Annotated in this window: 22 protein-coding genes and 1 pseudogene; 2 read left to right on the forward strand and 21 right to left on the reverse strand. The window is 72.6% G+C overall.

All coding sequences use genetic code 11. From position 1 onward, the window contains the following. Window positions 1-2: 2 nt before the first annotated feature. Window positions 3-461 (reverse strand): MarR family winged helix-turn-helix transcriptional regulator, encoded by a 459-nt coding sequence (locus WHN02_RS24290; protein WP_434740987.1) that lies wholly within the window; start codon window positions 459-461, stop codon window positions 3-5. Window positions 462-548: 87 nt separating this feature from the next. Between WHN02_RS24290 and WHN02_RS24295 the strand changes: the two genes are divergently transcribed. Further along, window positions 549-872, forward strand: a complete 324-nt coding sequence (locus WHN02_RS24295) for an ArsR/SmtB family transcription factor (RefSeq protein ID WP_434740988.1) — start codon at window positions 549-551, stop codon at window positions 870-872. A 224-nt stretch (window positions 873-1,096) separates the two neighbouring features. Here the strand turns inward: WHN02_RS24295 and priA are convergent, their stop codons facing one another. The 7 genes from priA to hisD all read right to left on the reverse strand — a co-directional run bounded on the left by priA (window position 1,097) and on the right by hisD (window position 6,266). Then, window positions 1,097-1,822 (reverse strand): bifunctional 1-(5-phosphoribosyl)-5-((5-phosphoribosylamino)methylideneamino)imidazole-4-carboxamide isomerase/phosphoribosylanthranilate isomerase PriA, encoded by a 726-nt coding sequence (priA, locus tag WHN02_RS24300; RefSeq protein WP_434740989.1) that lies wholly within the window; start codon window positions 1,820-1,822, stop codon window positions 1,097-1,099. Between the two features lie 37 nt (window positions 1,823-1,859). Next, window positions 1,860-2,183 (reverse strand): hypothetical protein, encoded by a 324-nt coding sequence (locus tag WHN02_RS24305; RefSeq protein ID WP_434740990.1) that lies wholly within the window; start codon window positions 2,181-2,183, stop codon window positions 1,860-1,862. A 37-nt stretch (window positions 2,184-2,220) separates the two neighbouring features. Next, window positions 2,221-2,841, reverse strand: a complete 621-nt coding sequence (gene hisH / locus WHN02_RS24310) for an imidazole glycerol phosphate synthase subunit HisH (protein ID WP_434740991.1) — start codon at window positions 2,839-2,841, stop codon at window positions 2,221-2,223. Between the two features lie 200 nt (window positions 2,842-3,041). Further along, window positions 3,042-3,215: a hypothetical protein gene (locus tag WHN02_RS24315; protein ID WP_434740992.1), complete on the reverse strand. Its 174-nt coding sequence runs from the start codon at window positions 3,213-3,215 to the stop codon at window positions 3,042-3,044. Window positions 3,216-3,218: 3 nt separating this feature from the next. Then, complete coding sequence (gene hisB, locus WHN02_RS24320) at window positions 3,219-3,830, reverse strand: imidazoleglycerol-phosphate dehydratase HisB (RefSeq protein ID WP_350898164.1); 612 nt, start codon at window positions 3,828-3,830, stop codon at window positions 3,219-3,221. A 46-nt stretch (window positions 3,831-3,876) separates the two neighbouring features. Beyond that, window positions 3,877-4,947 carry a histidinol-phosphate transaminase gene (locus tag WHN02_RS24325; RefSeq protein ID WP_434740993.1) on the reverse strand — a complete coding sequence of 357 codons (1,071 nt, stop codon included), beginning with the start codon at window positions 4,945-4,947 and terminating at the stop codon, window positions 3,877-3,879. Then, window positions 4,944-6,266 carry a histidinol dehydrogenase gene (gene hisD / locus WHN02_RS24330; protein WP_434740994.1) on the reverse strand — a complete coding sequence of 441 codons (1,323 nt, stop codon included), beginning with the start codon at window positions 6,264-6,266 and terminating at the stop codon, window positions 4,944-4,946. Before hisD ends, WHN02_RS24325 begins: the two co-directional genes overlap by 4 nt. Window positions 6,267-6,372: 106 nt before the next feature. On the opposite strand from hisD, the gene WHN02_RS24335 reads away from it, so the two are divergent. Further along, entirely contained in the window at window positions 6,373-7,077 is a 705-nt protein-coding gene (locus tag WHN02_RS24335; RefSeq protein WP_434740995.1) for an LON peptidase substrate-binding domain-containing protein, read from the forward strand. Here the strand turns inward: WHN02_RS24335 and WHN02_RS24340 are convergent. From WHN02_RS24340 to ftsZ, 13 genes and pseudogenes are all read right to left on the reverse strand, one after another. After that, window positions 6,992-7,933 carry a DUF2567 domain-containing protein gene (locus WHN02_RS24340; RefSeq protein WP_434740996.1) on the reverse strand — a complete coding sequence of 314 codons (942 nt, stop codon included), beginning with the start codon at window positions 7,931-7,933 and terminating at the stop codon, window positions 6,992-6,994. The two genes, WHN02_RS24335 and WHN02_RS24340, sit on opposite strands and share 86 nt — an antisense overlap. A 27-nt stretch (window positions 7,934-7,960) precedes the next feature. After that, window positions 7,961-9,622: an AAA family ATPase gene (locus WHN02_RS24345; RefSeq protein WP_434740997.1), complete on the reverse strand. Its 1,662-nt coding sequence runs from the start codon at window positions 9,620-9,622 to the stop codon at window positions 7,961-7,963. Window positions 9,623-9,888: 266 nt separating this feature from the next. After that, entirely contained in the window at window positions 9,889-10,695 is an 807-nt protein-coding gene (locus tag WHN02_RS24350) for a hypothetical protein (protein WP_434740998.1), read from the reverse strand. Then, on the reverse strand, window positions 10,676-11,614 hold the full coding sequence (locus WHN02_RS24355) for an RluA family pseudouridine synthase (protein ID WP_350899651.1): 939 nt from the start codon (window positions 11,612-11,614) through the stop codon (window positions 10,676-10,678). The genes WHN02_RS24350 and WHN02_RS24355 overlap by 20 nt, the downstream gene beginning before the upstream one ends. Next, entirely contained in the window at window positions 11,611-12,288 is a 678-nt protein-coding gene (lspA, locus tag WHN02_RS24360; protein WP_434740999.1) for a signal peptidase II, read from the reverse strand. Before lspA ends, WHN02_RS24355 begins: the two co-directional genes overlap by 4 nt. Before the next feature lie 48 nt (window positions 12,289-12,336). Continuing rightward, on the reverse strand, window positions 12,337-12,756 hold the full coding sequence (locus tag WHN02_RS24365; protein ID WP_350899653.1) for a TraR/DksA family transcriptional regulator: 420 nt from the start codon (window positions 12,754-12,756) through the stop codon (window positions 12,337-12,339). 277 nt (window positions 12,757-13,033) lie between these two features. Beyond that, on the reverse strand, window positions 13,034-13,390 hold the full coding sequence (locus WHN02_RS24370; protein WP_434741000.1) for a DUF167 domain-containing protein: 357 nt from the start codon (window positions 13,388-13,390) through the stop codon (window positions 13,034-13,036). Window positions 13,391-14,531: 1,141 nt separating this feature from the next. After that, window positions 14,532-14,715 (reverse strand): annotated as a pseudogene (locus WHN02_RS24375) (hypothetical protein); the annotation flags it as partial. 68 nt (window positions 14,716-14,783) lie between these two features. Beyond that, a complete protein-coding gene (locus WHN02_RS24380; protein ID WP_434741001.1) occupies window positions 14,784-15,581 on the reverse strand; it encodes a DivIVA domain-containing protein in 798 nt (265 codons plus the stop codon). A 49-nt stretch (window positions 15,582-15,630) separates the two neighbouring features. Beyond that, on the reverse strand, window positions 15,631-15,933 hold the full coding sequence (locus WHN02_RS24385) for a YggT family protein (protein ID WP_434741002.1): 303 nt from the start codon (window positions 15,931-15,933) through the stop codon (window positions 15,631-15,633). 29 nt (window positions 15,934-15,962) lie between these two features. Then, the gene (locus WHN02_RS24390) at window positions 15,963-16,679 is read right to left on the reverse strand and encodes a cell division protein SepF (RefSeq protein ID WP_350899661.1); all 717 of its coding nucleotides are present in this window, start codon (window positions 16,677-16,679) and stop codon (window positions 15,963-15,965) included. Window positions 16,680-16,871: 192 nt separating this feature from the next. Beyond that, window positions 16,872-17,618 carry a YggS family pyridoxal phosphate-dependent enzyme gene (locus tag WHN02_RS24395; RefSeq protein ID WP_434741003.1) on the reverse strand — a complete coding sequence of 249 codons (747 nt, stop codon included), beginning with the start codon at window positions 17,616-17,618 and terminating at the stop codon, window positions 16,872-16,874. Between the two features lie 9 nt (window positions 17,619-17,627). Continuing rightward, window positions 17,628-18,737, reverse strand: a complete 1,110-nt coding sequence (gene ftsZ, locus WHN02_RS24400; protein ID WP_434741004.1) for a cell division protein FtsZ — start codon at window positions 18,735-18,737, stop codon at window positions 17,628-17,630. Window positions 18,738-18,950: the final 213 nt, after the last annotated feature.

Consider the following 18,950-nt stretch of genomic DNA (forward strand, 5'->3'; position numbering starts at 1 on the left):
CGTCACTGCTCCTTCGCTTGGTGGATGGTGTTCGTGACCCGGTTGAGGGTGTCGCGCAGCCCGACCAGCTCGGCCTCGGTGAGGCCGGTGGCGAGGGCCACCCGCAGGGGCACGGCGCACATCTGTTCGCGCAGCCCCCGGCCGGTGTCGCTGAGTCGGACGGTGACCCGCCGTTCGTCCCGGACGCTGCGCCGCCGGACCACCAGCCCCGCCGCCTCCAGCCGCTTGAGCAGCGGGGAGAGGGTGCCGGAGTCCAGGCGCAGCGCCGCGCCGAGTTCGGAGACCGTCGGGCCGTCCGCCTCGACACCGTCGGCGTGCTCCCACAGCACCAGGAGGACCAGGTACTGCGGGTAGGTCAGCCCGAACTCGTCGAGGATCGGCCGGTAGACGTCGGTCAGGGCCCGCTGCGCCGCGTAGAGGGCGAAGCAGACCTGCTGACGCAACACCAGATGATCGGTCACGCCTCGACGGTAGCTCGCAATTGAATTGCGCACAACACAAGTTTGAATGACTTGATGGTCATATAACTGCACAGGCATACTCAGGGGATGCCGGACCTCTTCGCAGTGCTCGCCGAGCCCAGTCGACGGCTGATCCTGGACGCCCTGCGTACCGAGGACGGGCTGGTCGTCAAGGAGCTGACCGCCACCCTCGGCCTCTCCCAGCCCAACGTCTCCAAACACCTACGGGTGCTACGGGAGGCCGGGCTGGTCACCGAGACCGTGGAACGGCAGAGTCGGCGTTACCGACTCCGGCCGGAAGGGCTCCGCGAGGTGGAGACCTGGCTCGAACCGTACCGACGGTTCTGGACCCGACGCCTCGACGACCTCGGACACCACCTCGACACCACCGACGGATCGGAGCAGAGATGACGAGCACCGAGGTGACACTGGACACCAGCGGCCCCGCCGGGCCGGTGCTGCACTTCACCCGCCACTACCCGCACCCACCGGCCCGGGTCTGGGCGGCCCTGACCACCGCCCCGCCCCGTTGCGTTGATCAAGGGATTTGTGTCATGGATCCGGCCGGAAGTGACGCAAACCCCTTGATCAACACGGCGACAGGGACGGTGCGGGAGCGGGGGGAGGGCAGGGGGTTAGGGCTGGGCCAGGACGGTCAGGGCTTCGGCGACGGTGAAGGCTCCTGCGTAGAGGGCCTTGCCGGCGATGACCCCCTCCACCCCGACCGGCTCCAGGGTGGCGAGCGCCCGCAGGTCGTCGAGGGTGGAGACGCCACCGGAGGCGATCACCGGAGCGTCGGTCCGGGAGCAGACCTCGCGCAGCAGGTCCAGGTTCGGCCCCCGCATCGTGCCGTCCTTGGTGATGTCGGTGACCACGTACCGGGAGGCCCCGGCCTTGTCCAGGCGCTCCAGCACCTCGTACAGGTCACCGCCGTCGCGGGTCCAGCCCCGGGCCGAGAGGGTACGCCCCCGCACGTCCAGTCCGATCGCCACCCGGTCGCCGTACTCGCCGCAGATCCGGTCACACCACTCGGGGTCCTCCAGGGCGGCGGTGCCGATGTTGACCCGGGCCGCACCGGTGGCCAGGGCCGCCCGCAGGGAGGCGTCGTCCCGGATCCCCCCGGACAACTCCACCGCCACGTCGAGGCGGCCCACCACGTCGGCCAGCAGCTCCGCGTTGGAACCCCGCCCGAAGGCGGCGTCCAGGTCGACCAGGTGGATCCACTCCGCCCCGTCACGCTGCCAGGCCAGCGCGGCCTCCAGCGGGTCGCCGTAGGTGGTCTCGCTGCCGGCGGCGCCCTGCACGAGCCGGACGGCCTGGCCGTCGGCGACGTCCACGGCGGGCAACAGGGTGAGGCTCACGGGTCTTCTTCTCCTTGATTCTCGGGTACGACGATTCTCAGGTACGACGGTCCAGAGCGATCACCACGATCGCCGGGAGTACGAGCAACAGCAGCGCGATCAGCGCCAGGCGCAGCCCCAACGGGCCGACGAACACCCAGATCGCGAGCACCGCGAGCCCGGTCGACGCGCCGATGGTGAGCCGCTCACGTCGGGTGTGCCGCAGCAGTCGACCGGTCCGACGCCGCCGCCACCGGGGAGTGAGCCGCCGCACCAGCGCCCGTCGCCGTTCCCGGCGGGCCACCTGTCGACGGCGTACGGCCCGTTCCCGGTCCCGTTGCGCCTCCCGGACGGCCCGCAGCCGGGCCCGTTCCTTGCTCACCCGCCGATCACGCCCACGACGTCGACGAATCCACCGGTCACAGCGTGCCCAGCCAGTTTCGCAGCAACGCCGCCCCGGTGTCCCCGGACTTCTCCGGGTGGAACTGCGCCGCCGACAGGGCACCCCGCTCGACCGCGGCCACGAAGGGCACCCCGTGGTCGGCGGTGGTCACCGCGGCACCCGAGTCGTGCAGCGGACCGGGGTCCACCACGCCGTACGAGTGCACGAAGTAGAACCGGTCGTCCGGCGCGACGCCGGCGAACAGCGTCGAACCCGGAGCCGGATCCACGGAGTTCCAGCCCATGTGCGGCAGCCGTCGGGCGGGCAGCGCCGTGACGGCCCCCGGGAGCAGCCCGAGCCCCTTGGTCACCACCCCGTGCTCGTCACCGTGCTCGAAGAGCACCTGCATGCCCACGCAGATGCCGAGCACCGGACGTCCGGCGGCGACCCGCTCGGCGATCACCGGCCCGGCACCCAACTCGTGGATCCCGGCCATGCAGGCCGCGTACGCCCCGACGCCGGGGACGACCAGTCCGTCGGCGTCGGCCGCCGCCGACAGGTCGTCGGTCACCGTCACCTGCGCCCCGGCCCGCTGCAACGCCCGCTCGGCCGAGCGGAGGTTGCCCGACCCGTAGTCCAGCACCACCACCCGACTCATGCCGTCACCTCGCTGCGCTCGGCACCGTCACGAGGACCAACCACCACGATTCCCTCGCTGCGCTCGCTCATGCCGTCACCTCGCTACGCCCGGCACCGTCACGAGGACCAACCACCACGATTCCCTCGCTGCGCTCGCTCATGCCGTCACCTCGCTACGCCCGGCACCGTCACGAGGACCGACCACCACGATCCGCTCGGTCATGCCGCGTCTCCCGGGAGGAGGTAGAGGACCCCGCCGGCGGTGGCCAGGACGGCGAGCACCCCGGCGATGACGACACCGCTGCGGGGAGCGCCCTGCCGGTGCAGGGACCAGGCCCCGCCCACGAGCACCCCACCCAACGCCAACAACAGCATCGGCAGCACCTTGTCCATGGGCTACAGGGTTCCCTTGGTGCTGGGGATGGCCCCGGCGGACCGGGGGTCCAGGGCGGTGGCCTCCCGCAGGGCGCGGGAGACGGCCTTGAACTGCGCCTCCACCACGTGGTGGGCGTCCGGGTTGCCACCGGGGCGGGCGGCGCGGAGGACGTCCACGTGCAGGGTCAGACGGGCCGCCTGACCGAAGGACTCCCAGATGTGGCGGGTCATGCTGGTCGGGTAGACCGACCCGATGTACGGGGCGAGAGCCGGCTCGTCGTGCACCACGTACGGCCGACCGGAGAGGTCGACCGCCGCCCGGACCAGCACCTCGTCCATCGGGACGGTGGCCGAGCCGTACCGGCGGATGCCGGCCTTGTCCCCCAGCGCCTGGTCGAAGGCGGCACCCAGGGCCAGCGCGGTGTCCTCGATCGTGTGGTGGGCGTCGATCTCCAGGTCGCCGTCGGTGCGGACGGTCAGGTCGAAGCCACCGTGCCGGGCGATCTGGTTGAGCATGTGGTCGTAGAAACCCACGCCGGTGCCGATCTCGGCCCGACCCGTGCCGTCGAGGTCGATCTCGACGAGCACCTTGGTCTCCGTGGTGTTCCGTTCCACCCGCGCGGTGCGGCTCATCGCTGGCCTTTCGATAGTGACTGGGGGTTCTCGACTGGCATGTGCGTCACAGCCTGCGCACGGCGGTGAGGAAGGCGTCGGTCTCGGCGGGGGTGCCGGCGGTGACCCGCAGCCACCCGGTCAGCCCCACGTCGCGGACCAGGACACCGGCGTCGAGCAGGGTCTGCCAGGCCGTCTGCTGGTCGCCGTCGACCGAGAAGAGCACGAAGTTGGCGTCGCTGTCGGCCACCCGGTGCCCCAGGGCCCGCAGCTCGGTGACGATCCGGTCCCGCTGGACCTTGATCGCGTCGACGGTGCCGAGCAGGACGTCCCGGTGGGCCAGCGCCGCGCGGGCGGCAGCCTGGGTGAGCGCGGAGAGGTGGTACGGCAGCCGGACCAGCTGGACCGCAGCCACCACCGCCGGGTCGGCGGCGAGGTAGCCGAGGCGTCCACCGGCGAACCCGAACGCCTTGCTCATCGTCCGGGTCACCACCAGGCGGGGGTGGTCGGGGAGGACAGCGAGGGCACTGACGGTGCCGGCGCGGGCGAACTCGGCGTACGCCTCGTCGACCACCACCATCCCCGGGGCCTCGTCGAGCACCGCGAGGACCACGGCAGGGTCCAGGGCGGTCCCGGTGGGGTTGTTCGGCGAGCAGAGGAAGACCAGGTCCGGGGCGTGCTCACGGAGCTGGCCGACCGCCTCGTCCACTGTCAACCCGAAGTCGACGCCGCGTCGGGCCGGCACCCACCGGGTCCCGGTGCCCAGGGACAGCAGCGGGTGCATCGAGTACGCCGGGACGAACCCGAGGGCGGTCCGCCCCGGACCGGCGAAGACCTGCAACAGCTGCTGCTGGATCTCGTTGGAGCCGTTGGCCGCCCACACCTGGTCGGCGGTGAGCCCGTGTCCCAGGTAGTCGGCCAGGTCGGCGCGGAGCGCCACCGCGTCCCGGTCCGGGTACCTGTTGAGGTCACGCAGCTCGGCGGCGAGCGCCTTGCCGATCGCCTCGACCACCGGCTCCGGTACGGGGTACGAGTTCTCGTTGGTGTTCAGCCGGACCGAGACGTCCAGCTGGGGTGCCCCGTACGGCGACAGCCCCCGCAGGTCGTCGCGGATCGGCAGGTCGTCGAGGGTGGTCACGACAGTCCTCCCGGGAACCGGGCGGCCACCGCCTGGCCGTGGGCCGGGAGGTCCTCGACGCCCGCCAGGGTGAGCACGTACGGGGCCACGTCCCGGAGCGCCTCCTCGGTGTACTCGACCAGGTGGACGCCGCGCAGGAAGGACTGCACCGACAGCCCCGAGGAGTGTCGGGCACAGCCGCCGGTGGGCAGGACGTGGTTGGAGCCGGCGCAGTAGTCGCCGAGCGAGACCGGCGCGTACGCACCGACGAAGATCGCCCCGGCGTTGCGTACCCGCAGCGCCCACTCCCGGGCGTTCTCGGTCTGGATCTCCAGGTGTTCGGCGGCGTACGCGTCGACCACCCGCAGCCCGGCCTCCAGGTCGTCGACGAGGACCGTCCCGCTCTGCTCCCCCCGCAGGGCGGTGCCGACCCGGTCGGCGTGCTTGGTCGCCGGCACCAGCCGGGCCAGTTCCCGGTCCACCGCGTCGGCGAGCGCCGTGGACGGGGTGACCAGGACGCTGGCGGCGAGCGGGTCGTGCTCGGCCTGGCTGATCAGGTCGGCTGCGACGTGCACCGGGTCGGCCGTGTCGTCGGCGAGGATGGCGATCTCGGTCGGCCCGGCCTCGGCGTCGATGCCGACCACCCCGCGCAGCAGCCGCTTCGCAGCGGTCACCCAGATGTTGCCCGGGCCGGTGATCAGGTCGACCGGGTCGCAGTACGCGGTGGCGTCGGCGTCGACGGCACAGCCGTACGCCAGCATCGCCACCGCGTGGGCACCGCCGACGGCGTAGACCTCGTCGACGCCGAGCAGGGCGCACGCGGCCAGCACCCGGGCGTCGGGCAGCCCGCCGTTCTCCTGCTGGGGCGGGCTGGCCACGACCAGCGACCGGACCCCCGCCGCCTGGGCCGGCACCACGTTCATCACGACCGTCGACGGGTACATCGCCAGCCCGCCGGGGACGTACAGCCCGACCCGGTCGACGGGCAGCCACCGCTCGGTGACGGTGCCGCCGGGGACCACCTGGGTGGTGTGGTCGGTGCGGCGCTGGTCGGCGTGGACCCTGCGGGTCCGGGCGATGGACTCCAGCAGGGCGGCCCGGACGTCCGGGTCGAGGGTCGCCTCGGCGGCGGTGATCGCCTCGGCGGGGACCCGCAGGCACTGCGGGGAGATCCCGTCGAACCGTTCGCTGGCCTCCCGGACCGCCGGATACCCATGGTCCCGGACCCCCTCGACGAGGGGGCGGATCCGCTCGACGGCCTGGGAGACGTCGAGCTGGGCACGGGGTAGCAGGCGGCGGGGGTCACGCACACCGCCGCGCAGGTCGATCCGAGTCAGCACCCTTGCGAGTCTAGGCCGCGGCGGGGCGTGCCACTCGCGCCGCCCGCTTCCCGGGATGCGTGAGGCGGGCCACGCCGGGACCGGTCGGGCGGGCTAGGCTCGACACGTGAGTGCGCGGCTGCCGGTGTTCCCGCTCGGGACGGTCCTCTTCCCCGGGTTGGTCCTGCCGCTGCACATCTTCGAGGAACGCTACCGTGCCCTGGTCCGGCACCTGGTCGAGCTGCCCGAGGGCACCCCGCGTGAGTTCGGCGTGGTGGCCATCCAGGCCGGCTGGGAGGTCGCCCCGACCGGGCCGGACGGCAGGCCGGTGCCCGGTGCCGGCGACGTCACCCTGCACGAGGTGGGCTGCACCGCCGAGGTGCGACAGGTCACCGAGTTGCCCGACGGCGGGTTCGACCTGGTCACCGTCGGACGTCGGCGGTTCCGGGTGGGCGACGTCGACGCGGAGTCCGCGCCGTACCTGACCGCCGAGGTGCAGTGGCTGCCGGAGCCGACCGACCCCGACGAGTCGACGGCCCTGCTCGCCACCCGGGTGATCTCGGTCTTCCGGCAGTACCTGACCCTGGTCCGCGCCGACGACCAGGAGCTCTCCGAACAGCTCCCGGAGGATCCGACGGTGTTGTCCCACCTGGTGGCGGCCACGGCGGCGTTGACGGTGGCCGACCGGCAGGAGCTGCTCGCCATCGACGACACCGCCGCCCGGCTCCGCGCCGAGCTGCGGCTGCTCAGCCGCGAGGCGGCGCTGCTGCGTCAGGTCCGGGCGGTTCCGGTGCCCCTGCGGGAGCTGGGTTCCCCGTCGACTCCGAACTGAGCACTGCCGGTCCCGGTCGGCCGCCGTACACGGAGGGACCCGGTTCGTCACCGAACGCGGGTGGTCCCGGCTCGTACGGGTCCGGTTCGGGGTGCAGCGAGGGCCAACGTGACCAGCCGGCCAGCAGGGTGTACGCCACCGCCGCCCCGAAGGCCACCAGGAGGATGTTGCCGTAGGGCACCGGCAGGACCCCGAACACCAGGTCGACGCCGCCGGCCCGCAGGTCGACCGGGCGTTCGAAGGTCTGCCCGACCTGCGCGTCGGCCAGCAGCCGTTCGTATTCCGACCAGCCGATCCGGCGGCCGAGCTGCCAGGCCACCAGGGTGCTGCCCAGCCCGCCGACGATCAGGGACAGCAGTCCGACCGGGCCGCGCAGGGGCCGCACCAGGACCCAGAGCACTCCGGCGGCGAGGATCCCGAGGCCGAGCGCGAGGAGACTGAACCAGCCGTCCGCGGCGACCGGCTGTTCCGGCTGGGCGGAGGCGTAGATCGCCCCCTGCGCGGTTCTGACCACCGGCGTGGCCGGCGCCAGCAGCACCCAGAGCAGCCCCAGCGGCACCCCCGACGCCGTCAGCCCCAGCACCACCGCCGCGACCAGCCGCAGCATCCGGGGAAGGGGCAGGCGCGGCTCGTCGAGGCGCACCCGTACCAGGTCCAGGTAGGGGTTGCGGGGTCCACCGACCGTCGGAGGGGCAGCCGCGACGGGCGGTTCACCCGGGTAGGGGTCGGGACGTCCGCCGACCGTCGGGAAGGGCACCGCGACGGGCGGATCACCCGGTCCGGTCACCGGCGTCCGGCCGTCGGCCGGGGGGTGGTCGGTGGGGGAACGATCGGGGTCGAAGGCAGCCGGGCTCACCCGATGATCCTCTCAGGTGGCGCGGGGTCAGCGGGCGAACGGTTCGAGCATCACCGAGGTGGCCCGCAGCCAGGCCTGCCGGGTCTCCGGTTGGAGCTGGTGGTACTCGATCGACGAGCCGGTCTCCAACGCCGGGTCGTACGGCACCACCGCCACCGCCCGGGTCCGGGTGGCGAAGTGCTTCTCCAGGTCGGTCTGCAACTGGGAGCGCCCCGGGGTGGGACAGGAGATCAGGGTCACCGCGTTGTCCGCCAACTCCCCCATGCCCACCTCGTGCAGCAGGTCGAGCATCCAGTCGGCGCTGAACGCGGCGTCCTCCCGGGGGACGGTGGTCACCACCAGTTGGTCGGCCGCCTGCATGACAGTCCGCCAGTTCGGGCTCTCCACGTTGTTCCCGGTGTCCACGCAGACCACGTCGTGGGTCCGGCGCAGCAGCTCCAGCACCCGACGGACGGTGTACTTGTCCAGCCGTTGGGCGAATCGCGGGCTCTCCTCCCCCGCCAGGACGTCGTACGAGCCGTCGGAGGCGTGCCGGAGGTAGTCGTCCAGCTGCTCCAGCAGGGCACCGCCCTCAAGGATCTCGATCTGGGCCAGGTCGGTGATGAGGTGCCTGATGGTCCGCGCGTGCCGGGCACTGCCGGCGCGCAACCCGAGGGTGCCGCGCAGTTCGTTGTCGTCCCAGGCCAGCACACCCCGCCCGCGTACGCTGCCCACCGTGGCGGCGGCCAGGACGGTGGCTGTCGTCTTGTGCACCCCGCCCTTCGGGTTGGCGAACGCCAGCACCCGGGGCGTGCCCAGCTCACGCCGGAGCACGGCGACGGCCCGGTCCACGTCGTTCTCGCCGCTCTGCTGACGCCACTCCAGGCGGGGGCCGGCGAAACTCCGCCCGTCCGACCGGGGCGGAGGCACAGCCGCCGGAGGAACCGCCGGGGGCGGGACGGCCGGAGGCGGCGCGGGCGCGATCTCCGGGGCCGGTGCCGGGGGTGAGGGCGGTGCCGGAGGCGGGAACGCCCGCTGCCGGTAGCCGTTGTCCAGCAACGCGTACCGGGACTCCGGGGCCGCAGGCGTCGGCGGCTCGTGCCGGTAGCCGTTGTCGAGCACGGAGTACCGGGACTCCACCGGCTCCGGGCGACCCTGGTCCGGGCGACCCTGGTCCGAACGGTACGTCCGATCCTGCTGGGTCCGGTCGGGGTACGGGGGCGGGGCGGGTCGACGGGCGGGTTCCGCCGGATAGCCGGGGTCCGACCGGCGGGCCGGTTCGCCGCGGTACCCGGGCTCCGGGAGACGACCGGGGTCGGGACGGTATCCGGACTCCCGGGCGGGACCGGGCTCGGAGCGGTAGCCGGGCTCGGAACGGTAGCCGGGCTCCGGGAGACGACCGGAGTCGGGACGGTAGCCGGGGTCGGGGTGGTAGCCGGGGTCCGGGTGGTAGCCGGGGTCGGGACGACCACCGAGGTCACCGCCGTACCCGCCGTCGGCGGGCCGGGTGGCGGCACCCGCCCGACCCGCACGGCCGTTACCCGAGGTCCGACGGGGCAGCGGCTCCGGAGGTGGCAGCGGATCGTCGACCCGGTGGTCGTGCTCCGCCGGATCGGCGTGCCGACCCCCGAGTCGGGCCCGGTCGAGCAGCGCCCGCCACCGGGGTGCTGGTTCGGCCTGCCGACTCCAGCCGGTCTCGCTGCCGTCCACGGCTCGCCCTCCCAGCGCAATCGGATCCCGCCTGACAGGCTACGAAGCAAACCCTATTCGGGCCACACCGGAACGCGCACATTCCTCGTCGTGGAGATCACCGCCGGGATACCGTCCGGCCACCGTCCGACCGACATTAGTCGAGGTCCACGCGGTTCACCGGCCGATGGACACCCGCCGGAACGACGGTGACCCACCGGTCACCGTCGGTTTCACCACCGGTCAACCGCCCACGGTACGGGACGGCTTGTCCACTGTGTGACCAGTCACGACGGTTCGGGTGACCTGACCGGGTCGAGCAGATCGTCGGCGGGGGGCCGGGCGAGGTCGTGCTGCTCCGGCAGCGGGGGTGTGAAGACGGTCCGGTCCAGCCGCCGTACCTCGGGAGCCGGATCGACCGCCCGGACCTGCGGACGGGCCGCCAACTCCCGCAGCGCCGGTCGCGCGGCCCGGACCACCACCGCGTAGAGGCAGGCGCACCCCGACCGGTAGGCCTGCGCCTCGGCGGCGGCCACCTCGGCCCCGCTGTCGTACACCCGGCGCAGCCGCGCCTGCTCCTCGTCGGTGCCGGTCAGCGCGGCCGACCGGGCACGCTGGTCGGCCGCCTCCCGGTCCTTGCCCTCGGCGACCTCGGCCATCGCGGCGACAGCGTCGTCCGGCAGACGCAGCGCCGACATCCGGACGATCTCGGTCTGTCGACCGGTGAGCGGCACCCGGGCGAGGACCACCGACACCGGGACATCCCCCACCACCTCGGCCAGCCGCTGCGGCGGCAGGTAGTCGGTGAGGGAGACCAGGGCCCACTCCCCGGCCCCGGCCGCGTCGGGGACCGGGGTGGCCGGTGGCGCGGCGAGTTCCCCGGCCGCCGTCTCCAGGTAGTCGGGGATCGCCCCACCGTGGTGTACGCCGACCCGGGTCACCTCCCCGACGGTCCGGTCCCCCACCGGCTCCCGGTTCCCGGTCACCGCCGCGGCGACCAGCACCGCCCCGACGCAGACCAGGGCCGCGACGCCGAGCGCCGGGGGCCGGCGTCGCCGGGACGGGCCGGTCGGGTCAGTCCCGGAGGAGGGCAAGGGCGGCGGCCAGGTCGTCCGGGTACTCGCTGACGAAGGTGACCTCCTCGCCCGTACGCGGGTGCACGAAGCTCAGTGCCCGCGCGTGCAGCCACTGCCGGTGCAGCCGCAGCCGGGCGGAGAGGGTCGGGTCGGCCCCGTACGTGACGTCGCCCACGCAGGGGTGGCGCAGGGTGGAGAAGTGCACCCGGATCTGGTGGGTACGGCCGGTCTCCAGTCGGACGTCGACCAGACTGGCCGCCGGGAACGCCTCCAACGTGTCGTAGTGGGTGACGCTGGGCTTGCCGCCGGAGACCACCGCCCACCGGTAGTCGTGGGTGGGGTGCCTGTCGATCGGGGCGTCGACGGTGCCCCGGAGCGGGTCCAGGTGCCCCTGGACCACGGCGTGGTACCTCTTGTCCACCTCGCGGTACTTGAAGGCCCGCTTCAGCGCGCTGTACGCCGTCTCGCTTTTGGCCACCACCATGATCCCGGTGGTGCCGACGTCGAGGCGGTGCACCACCCCCTGCCGCTCGGCGGCCCCGCTGGTGGCGATGGTGTGCCCGATCGCGGCGAGTCCGCCGATCACCGTCGGGCCGGTCCAGCCGGGGCTGGGGTGGGCGGCCACCCCCACCGGCTTGTCGACCACCACGATGTCGTCGTCGGCGTACACCACCCGCAGACCCGGCACCGCCTGCGGCACCACCGTCGGGGCGGTGGCCGGGGCGGGCAGGGTGACCTCCAGCCAGGAACCGGCCTTCACCTTGTACGAGTTCGGGCGGGTGACCCCGTCGACGAGTGCGTCCCCGGCGTCGACCAACGCTGCGGCGGCGGTCCGGGAGAGCCCGAGCAGCCGGGACACGGCCTGGTCCAGGCGCATGCCGTCCAGGCCGTCCGGGACGGGCAGGGACCGCTGGTCACGGTGGGCGGAAGTCGTCATGCCTGCCCCCGCTGCTGCGCCGGGTCGCCGCCGTCGGTGGCGCTGTCGTGGGTGGTGCTGTCGTGGGTGGCGGCCGGGTCGCCGCCGTCACCGGTGCCCTTGGAGGCGCGGTCCCGGTCGCTGGTGATCCGGGTGCCGTCGCGTTGCCGCCCGGTCAGCTCCAACAGCACCGCCAGGATCACCCCGCAGACCAGGGCGCTGTCGGCCAGGTTGAACACCGGGAAGACCCGACCCCACGGGTCGAAGAGACTGACCATGTCGACCACGTGCCCGAGGAAGTGACCCGGGGCCCGGAAGATCCGGTCCCCGAGGTTGCCCAGGGCGCCGCCGAGGATCAGACCGAGTGAGATCGCCCAGGGCATCGACCGCAGCTTGAACGCCATCCAGGTGATCCAACCCACCACCCCGAGGGTGATCAGCGGGAAGACCCAGGTGTAGTCGGAGCCGATGCTCCACGCTGCCCCACTGTTGCGTACCAGGGTGAGGTAGAGCGCGCCGCCGAGCAGTCGTACCGGCTCTTCGCCCTCCAGGGCGGCCAGCGCCGCCTCCTTGGTCAACTGGTCGGCGACCAGCAGGGACAGGCCGAGCCCGAAGAGGACCCCGGTCGCCCGGGGACGGCCCCGGCCGCCCCCGGGCTCGGCCCTGCCGGATTCGGCGGGCGGTGCTGAACTCATCTGCTCCCCATCGACGCTCTCGGCGGTGCGGTCACCGGGGAGCGGGACTCACCGCCGCTCCGCCAGCTGTTTGCAGGCCACGCAGAGGGTCGCCGACGGGAAGGCGGCGAGCCGCTCCACCGGAATCGGGTTGCCGCACCGCTCGCACCAGCCGTAGTGGCCCTCGTCGAGTCGCTCCAGCGCCCGCTCGACCTGCGTGATCCGTTCCTTGATGCTGTTGGCGAGGGAAATCTCCTGCTCCCGCTCGAACGTCTTCGTCCCGGTGTCGGCCTGGTCGTCGCCGGCCGAGTCGGTGAGCCGGTCGCGCTGCAACTCGGTGATCTCGCTCAGCGTCTGATCGTACTCGGCGGTCAGTTCGTCCCGACGTGCCGCCAGGGCTGCCCGGATCTTCTCGGTCTCCGCCGTGCTGCGGGTGGCCTTGGCCGCCGGCTTGCGCCCGGCGGTCCTGGTGTCGGCTGGCTTCGCCATCGTCAGCTCCCTCGGCCACGAAATCCGCGGCGGTCGGCGGTGCCTGCGAGGGCCGCCGCCATGGCGTCCCCCGGTACGAAAAGGGGGCGCCCGGCACTGTCGGCCGTGCACTCCCGAGAGTGGCAAGAATACGGAACGTACGCCTGGTACGACAACGTGCCGCACCAGCGCACTATGATCTCGCCGCGAACAGCCCCTCATCGGGGCAAAAGGTACGCTAGCAGCTAACCTTCCCGGTCGACCCCGTACTCGCCGAACCGGCGACTCGGTCACCCACTCAGCCGTCGACACCGTCGCGCAGCCGGGTGACCACATCGGACAGCCCCACCGGTGGGCGCTCCACCAGGAACAGCTTGTCCCGACTGGCGGCACCGGCCCGCAGCGACACCACCGCCGGTCGCAGACCCAGCGCCTCGGCCAACGCCCGACGGGCCGCCTCGGTGGCCCGCCCGTCCACCGGGGGTGCGTGCACCGCCACCACCAGCGCGGGACCGTGCGGGCCGTCGTACCGGCCACCGACCCGGGTCCGCGACGCGCCGGGCTTCACCCGTACCGGGATCGGGAACGCCTCGTCGGCGCCACGGGCCGTCTCTGGTCGTCGAGGGTCCGGCGGCCGGCGGGGACGGGTCGACATCGCGGTCAGTAGGGACCGGCCTGGGCGAGCAGCGCGGTGTCCGGGCAGCACCGCCCGCACGGGGTGAAGCCCAGCCCCACCGCCTCGGAGACCGACAGTGGCTCGTACTCCCGACCGAACAGGTGCGCGCAGTCGTCCAGGTGGTACCGGGGACGCCCGTCGACCACCTGGACCTCGGTGTCGAGGCGGGCCACCAGGGCCGAGTCGGCGAGGGTGACGGGCTGGGCGGCCGGCTCGTCCGGCGGCTCGACCGGCCCGGGATCGAGCGTCGCCGACCAGGGATCCGGGTCGAACCCGACGCGCTGCGCCCCCACGAACCGACCGTGCCCGGAGGTGTCGTCGTCGACCTCCTCGACCTCCCCCTGTCGCTCCCATCCGGCGAGGTCGGGCCCGACGGACGTGGAGCCCGCCGCCACCGGGGTCACCGGGTCGACGGAGGTGGTGGTCGCTGCCGGGGTGGGGGTCGGGTCCACCTCACCGGACGAACCGTCGAGCGGGTCGGCCGGGCGATCGGCGGCTCCGGTGGACACGGGGTCGCCCGGCGGGAACGCCCCGGAGGTGGACACGGGATCGCCCGGCGGAAGCGGACCGGGGGCCGACGCGGGAACGTCCGGAGGGAACAGAGCGGGGGGCGACGCAGGATCGTCCGGCGGGAACGGGTCGGCAGCGGAGACCGGATCGTTCGGCGCCACCGGCCCGGAGGCAGACGCGGGGTCCTCCGGTGGGAACGGGCCGGGGGTAGACACCGGGCCGGGGGTGGACACCGGGCCGTCGGGCGGGAACAGCACCGGGTTCTCCGGCGGGAACGCGCCGGTGGTGGACGTCGGATCGGCCGGGGCGAAGACACCTGAGGCGACGGGGTCGCCCGGCGGAGACGTTCCCCGGTCCGGGAGCAGGTCGACCGCCGGGGGGAAGTCGACGACGGACGGGCCGTTGGACGACGACGCCCCGGGCGGTTGCCGCCACCCGGGGTCGTCGTCGGTTGTCTGTGGCTCCCGGTCGGGGCCGGCGGGAACGTACTGGACCGGGATCAGCGGATCGGCCCGCACCGATTCGCGGGCGAGGTCGTACGGATCGCGCCCCGGCTCACCGGCCGCCGCGTCGTACGCCGTCGCCGGGCCGGTCGGGGAGTCGCCCCGGGGTGGAGGCCCCCGGTCCGCCGCAGCGCGGGTGACGACCGCCTGGCGGGCGCCGACCACCAGCGCGACGGCAGCCAACAGACTGGCCACGATCGAGGCGCCCAGGAGGAGACTCGACCCACCGGAGAGCCCGATGACCAGCAGGACGACAGCGAGCAAGATGAGCAGCAGACTGGCGACTAGCAAGGGTCACCCCCGGCGTCCGGACCGGCTAGGCGGTCGACGGCCGTGCCACGACGGCCGTCGACCGTGGATCAGCGACCCGACTCGAGTGCGCCGGAGCGACCGCCACCGTAGGAACCGGCGAGACCGGCGGCGGCGAGACCGTTGCCACCGACGGCACGACCGCCCTCGGAGCGGGTCATCTCGGCCTCCAGCCCCTGGCCGCGACCGTCGAGGTCACGCAGCTGGCTCTCCAGGTACGCCTTGAGACGGGTGCGGTACTCCCGCTCGAACTGCTTGAGCTCCTCGATGTGCTTCTGCAGCGCGCTGCGCTTGGCGTCCAGGCCGCCCATGGCCTCCTGGTGCCGCTGGCGGGCGTCCCGCTCCAGGGCGTCGGCCTTGGCCCTCGCCTCGCGGGTGACCTCCTCGGCCTTGGACCGGGCCTCGGAGAGCAGCTGGTCGGCCTCGCGACGGGCGTCGGAGACGTGGTCGTCGGCGGTGCGCTGGGCCATCATCAGCACCCGCAGCGCCTGCTGCTCGCCGTCACCGGCGACGGCCGGGCCACCGGCGGCGCGGACCTGCTCCAGCTCGGCCTGCATGGCGCGGGCGGCCTGCTCGGCGGCGGCCTTGTCGCGCTGCACCCGGTCGAGCTGGGACTTGACGTCGTTGAGCTCGGCCGCCATGCGGGCGTCGCCGCCGGGGCCGGCGGGAGCGCCACGGCCACCGCGCTCCACCTGGGCACGCAGCTCGTTGTTCTCCTCTATGAGACGGGCGAGCTCGCGCTCCACCTCGTCCAGGAAGGCGTCGACCTCCTCCTCGTCATACCCCCGCTTGCCGATCGGCGGTTTCTTGAAGGCGACGTTGTGTACGTCGGCCGGGGTCAGCGGCATCGAAACTCCTCGGGTCAGTTGCGGCCGCGTAGCGCGCCGAGCCAGCGGGTCACAGCCCGAGGATCAGCCGCTTCAACACGAACTCCATCAGCACGATCAGGATAACCAGGAGCACAAGGGAAGCCAGGTCGATGCTCACGGTACCAATTCGCAGTGGAGGGATCACACGCCTCAACGCCTTCAGGGGCGGATCAGTGACGCTCCACACCGTTTCCAGTCCCGCCGATGCTCCCCGGCCCGGTTGCCAGCGGCGACCGTACTGCAGGACGGCGCTGAGGACAAATCGTGAGAGCAGGGAGAGCAGGAGGAAGTACAGGATCAGGTAGAGGACTTGCAGCAGGATCGACAACACGGCAGGCGATGTCCCTCGGTCGGGCGGGTCTAACTGAGGCTGAAGAACCCGCCCTCTGCGATCTTGGCCTTGTCCTCAGCGGTGACCTGGACGTTGGCCGGCGAGAGCAGGAACACCCGATTGGTCACGCGCTCGATCGTACCGCGAAGGCCGAACGCGAGACCGGCGGCGAAGTCCACCAGGCGACGCGCGTCCGCCTCGTCCATCTCGGTGAGGTTGATGATCACGGGTACGCCGTCGCGGAAGTGCTCACCGATGGTCCGGGCCTCCCGGTAGGTGGTGGGGTGCAGCGTGGTGATCTGGTACCGCTGCTCCTCCTCGACCACCGCCTGACGCTCCCGGGGCTGGGCCTGCGGCGCCAGGGCGAGGTTGTCCCGGGTGTGGTACGACAGCGACCCCGCCGTCTCACCCGCGCCGGACCTGGTGATGGAGCGGACGCTCGACCGGTCCGAACGGTCCAGCCGCTCGGGCCGCTCGGGGCGGTCGCTCTCGCCCCGCTCGGTCTCCATCGACCGGGCGGTGGAACGCTCACTCAGCCGGCTCCGGTCACCGGCACGGGGCCGTGGCGGGGCGGGCGGGTCGTCCGCCTCGTCGTCGTCCTCGTCGGCGAACTCCTCGGCGTACCGACTCTGCCGGTACCGGGAATCGCGGTAGCCACTCTTGTCGTAGCCACCGTCGTCGTAGCCCCGCTCGTCGTCCTCTTCGACCAGACCGAGCCAGACCCCCGCCTTGCGCAGTGCACCCATCCCGCGCCCTTCCGTCCGCTGTGCGGCACGTGCCCCCATGCCGTGTCGCGTGTCGCGATGGGCAACAGGTGCCCATCGGACCGGAACGGCAATCCCCGGCGAGCGGTTCGCGTCCCGCCCGCCGCGGCCCCCTGACGACGGAATGCCGCCCCGTAAACAACAGCGATGTAATTTGCTTCTCCCGCAGCCAGGCTACCGCAGGGTGGGACGCATTCCGAGCAACGCACTGCCGACCCGTACCTGTGTCGCGCCGTGACCGATCGCGGTCTCCAGGTCGCCGCTCATTCCGGCGGACAGCTCGGTGGCCTCCGGATGGTCGACGCGCAACGCCGACGAGACCTGCGCCAACCGGGCGAAGGCCCGCTCCGGCTCCCACCCCAGGGGTGCCACCGCCATCAGTCCGGTCAGCCGCAGGCCCTGCGCCTTCGCCACCGCGTCGGCCACCGGTCCCAGCCCGGTGTCCGGGTCGGCGGAGCCCGCGACGGTGCCGCCCCGGGCCGGGTCGCCGTCGATGCTGACCTGCACCAGGACGTCCAGAGGCCGGTCCCGGTACGCCGAGGCGGCGGTGTCGAGGGCACCGACGAGCCGGACGCTGTCGAGCGAGTGGACCACGTCGGCGTACCGGACCACCGAACGGCACTTGTTGCGCTGCAACCGCCCGACGAAGTGCCAGCGGGGCCGCCCCCCGGCCGCCGCCACCTCGGCGGCCTTGCCCGCCGCCTCCTGGTCCCGGTTCTCCCCCACGTCGTGCACGCCGAGACCGACGAGCGCCAGGACGTCGCCGGCCGGGTAGGTCTTGGTGACCGCGATCATCGTCACCGTGTCCCGGTCCCGGCCGGCGGCGGCACAGGCGTCGTCGATGCGAGCCCGGACCCGGGTCAGACCGGCGGCGAGTTCGGCCCGCCGGCCCCCGCCCCCGGTGTCGTCGTCGTCACTCATCGACGCCGCTCAGGACCCGTTCTTGAGGAAGTCCGGCACGTCCACGTCGTCGAAGAGCACCCGGCGCGGCGACTGGGGCTGCGCGGGCATGGCCGGCGGTGGCGGCGTACTCGGCGGGGTGGACTGGTTCTGGTTGGACTTGCGAGGCGTCTCGGCCGTCTTGTACGCCGGCACCCCACCGTCGAATCCGGCGGCGATCACCGTGACCCGCACCTCGTCGCCGAGCGCGTCGTCGATGACCGCACCGAAGATGATGTTGGCTTCCGGGTGGGCCGCGTCGGTGACCAGCTGGGCCGCGTCGTTGATCTCGAACAGGCCGAGGTCGGAGCCGCCGGCGATGGACAGCAGCACACCGCGCGCCCCGTCCATGCTCTGCTCCAGCAGCGGGCTGGAGATCGCCGCCTCGGCCGCCTCGACGGCCCGGTTCTCGCCCCTGGCGCTGCCGATGCCCATCAGCGCGCTGCCGGCACCGCTCATCACGCTCTTGACGTCGGCGAAGTCCAGGTTGATCAGACCCGGCGTGGTGATCAGGTCGGTGATGCCCTGGACACCGGAGAGGAGCACCTGGTCGGCGGTGCGGAAGGCGTCCATCATGCTGATGTTGCGGTCACCGAGGGCCAGGAGCCTGTCGTTCGGGATGACGATCAGCGTGTCGCACTGGTTACGCAGTTCCTCTATTCCCGCCTCGGCCTGCACCTGGCGGCGCTTGCCCTCGAACGAGAACGGCCGGGTCACCACACCGATGGTGAGCGCGCCCAGCTTGCGGGCGATGTTCGCCACCACCGGGGCCCCACCGGTGCCGGTGCCACCGCCCTCCCCGCAGGTCACGAAGACCATGTCGGCGCCCTTGAGCACCTCCTCGATCTCGTCGCGGTGGTCCTCGGCGGCGTTCTTTCCGACGTCGGGGTTGGCACCCGCGCCGAGCCCCCGGGTCAACTCGCGCCCCACGTCGAGCTTGACGTCGGCGTCACTCATCAACAACGCCTGCGCGTCCGTGTTGATCGCGATGAACTCGACGCCCTTGAGCCCAACCTCGATCATCCGGTTGACGGCGTTGACCCCACCGCCGCCGATGCCGACGACCTTGATGACCGCCAGGTAGTTGTGCGGAGGTGTCATCTCCGGTCCTTTCCCTTCGAGATTGGCTTCGCACCGCCCCGGTACGGCGTGGCCAGACCTGCGGCCGACACCAACTGTCCCCCGTGAAGGGTCAAAGCTGAACCCTAACCCTCTACTAGAGGCTTACAACTATGTCAACCACTGATCCTCTTCGGGGCAACGTAAGCGCCCTCACGCCATGAGCCAAACACCTGCTCGGCGTGTCGTCCGCAT

The organism is Micromonospora sp. SH-82 (assembly GCF_051132485.1).
Lineage (GTDB): Bacteria > Actinomycetota > Actinomycetes > Mycobacteriales > Micromonosporaceae > Micromonospora.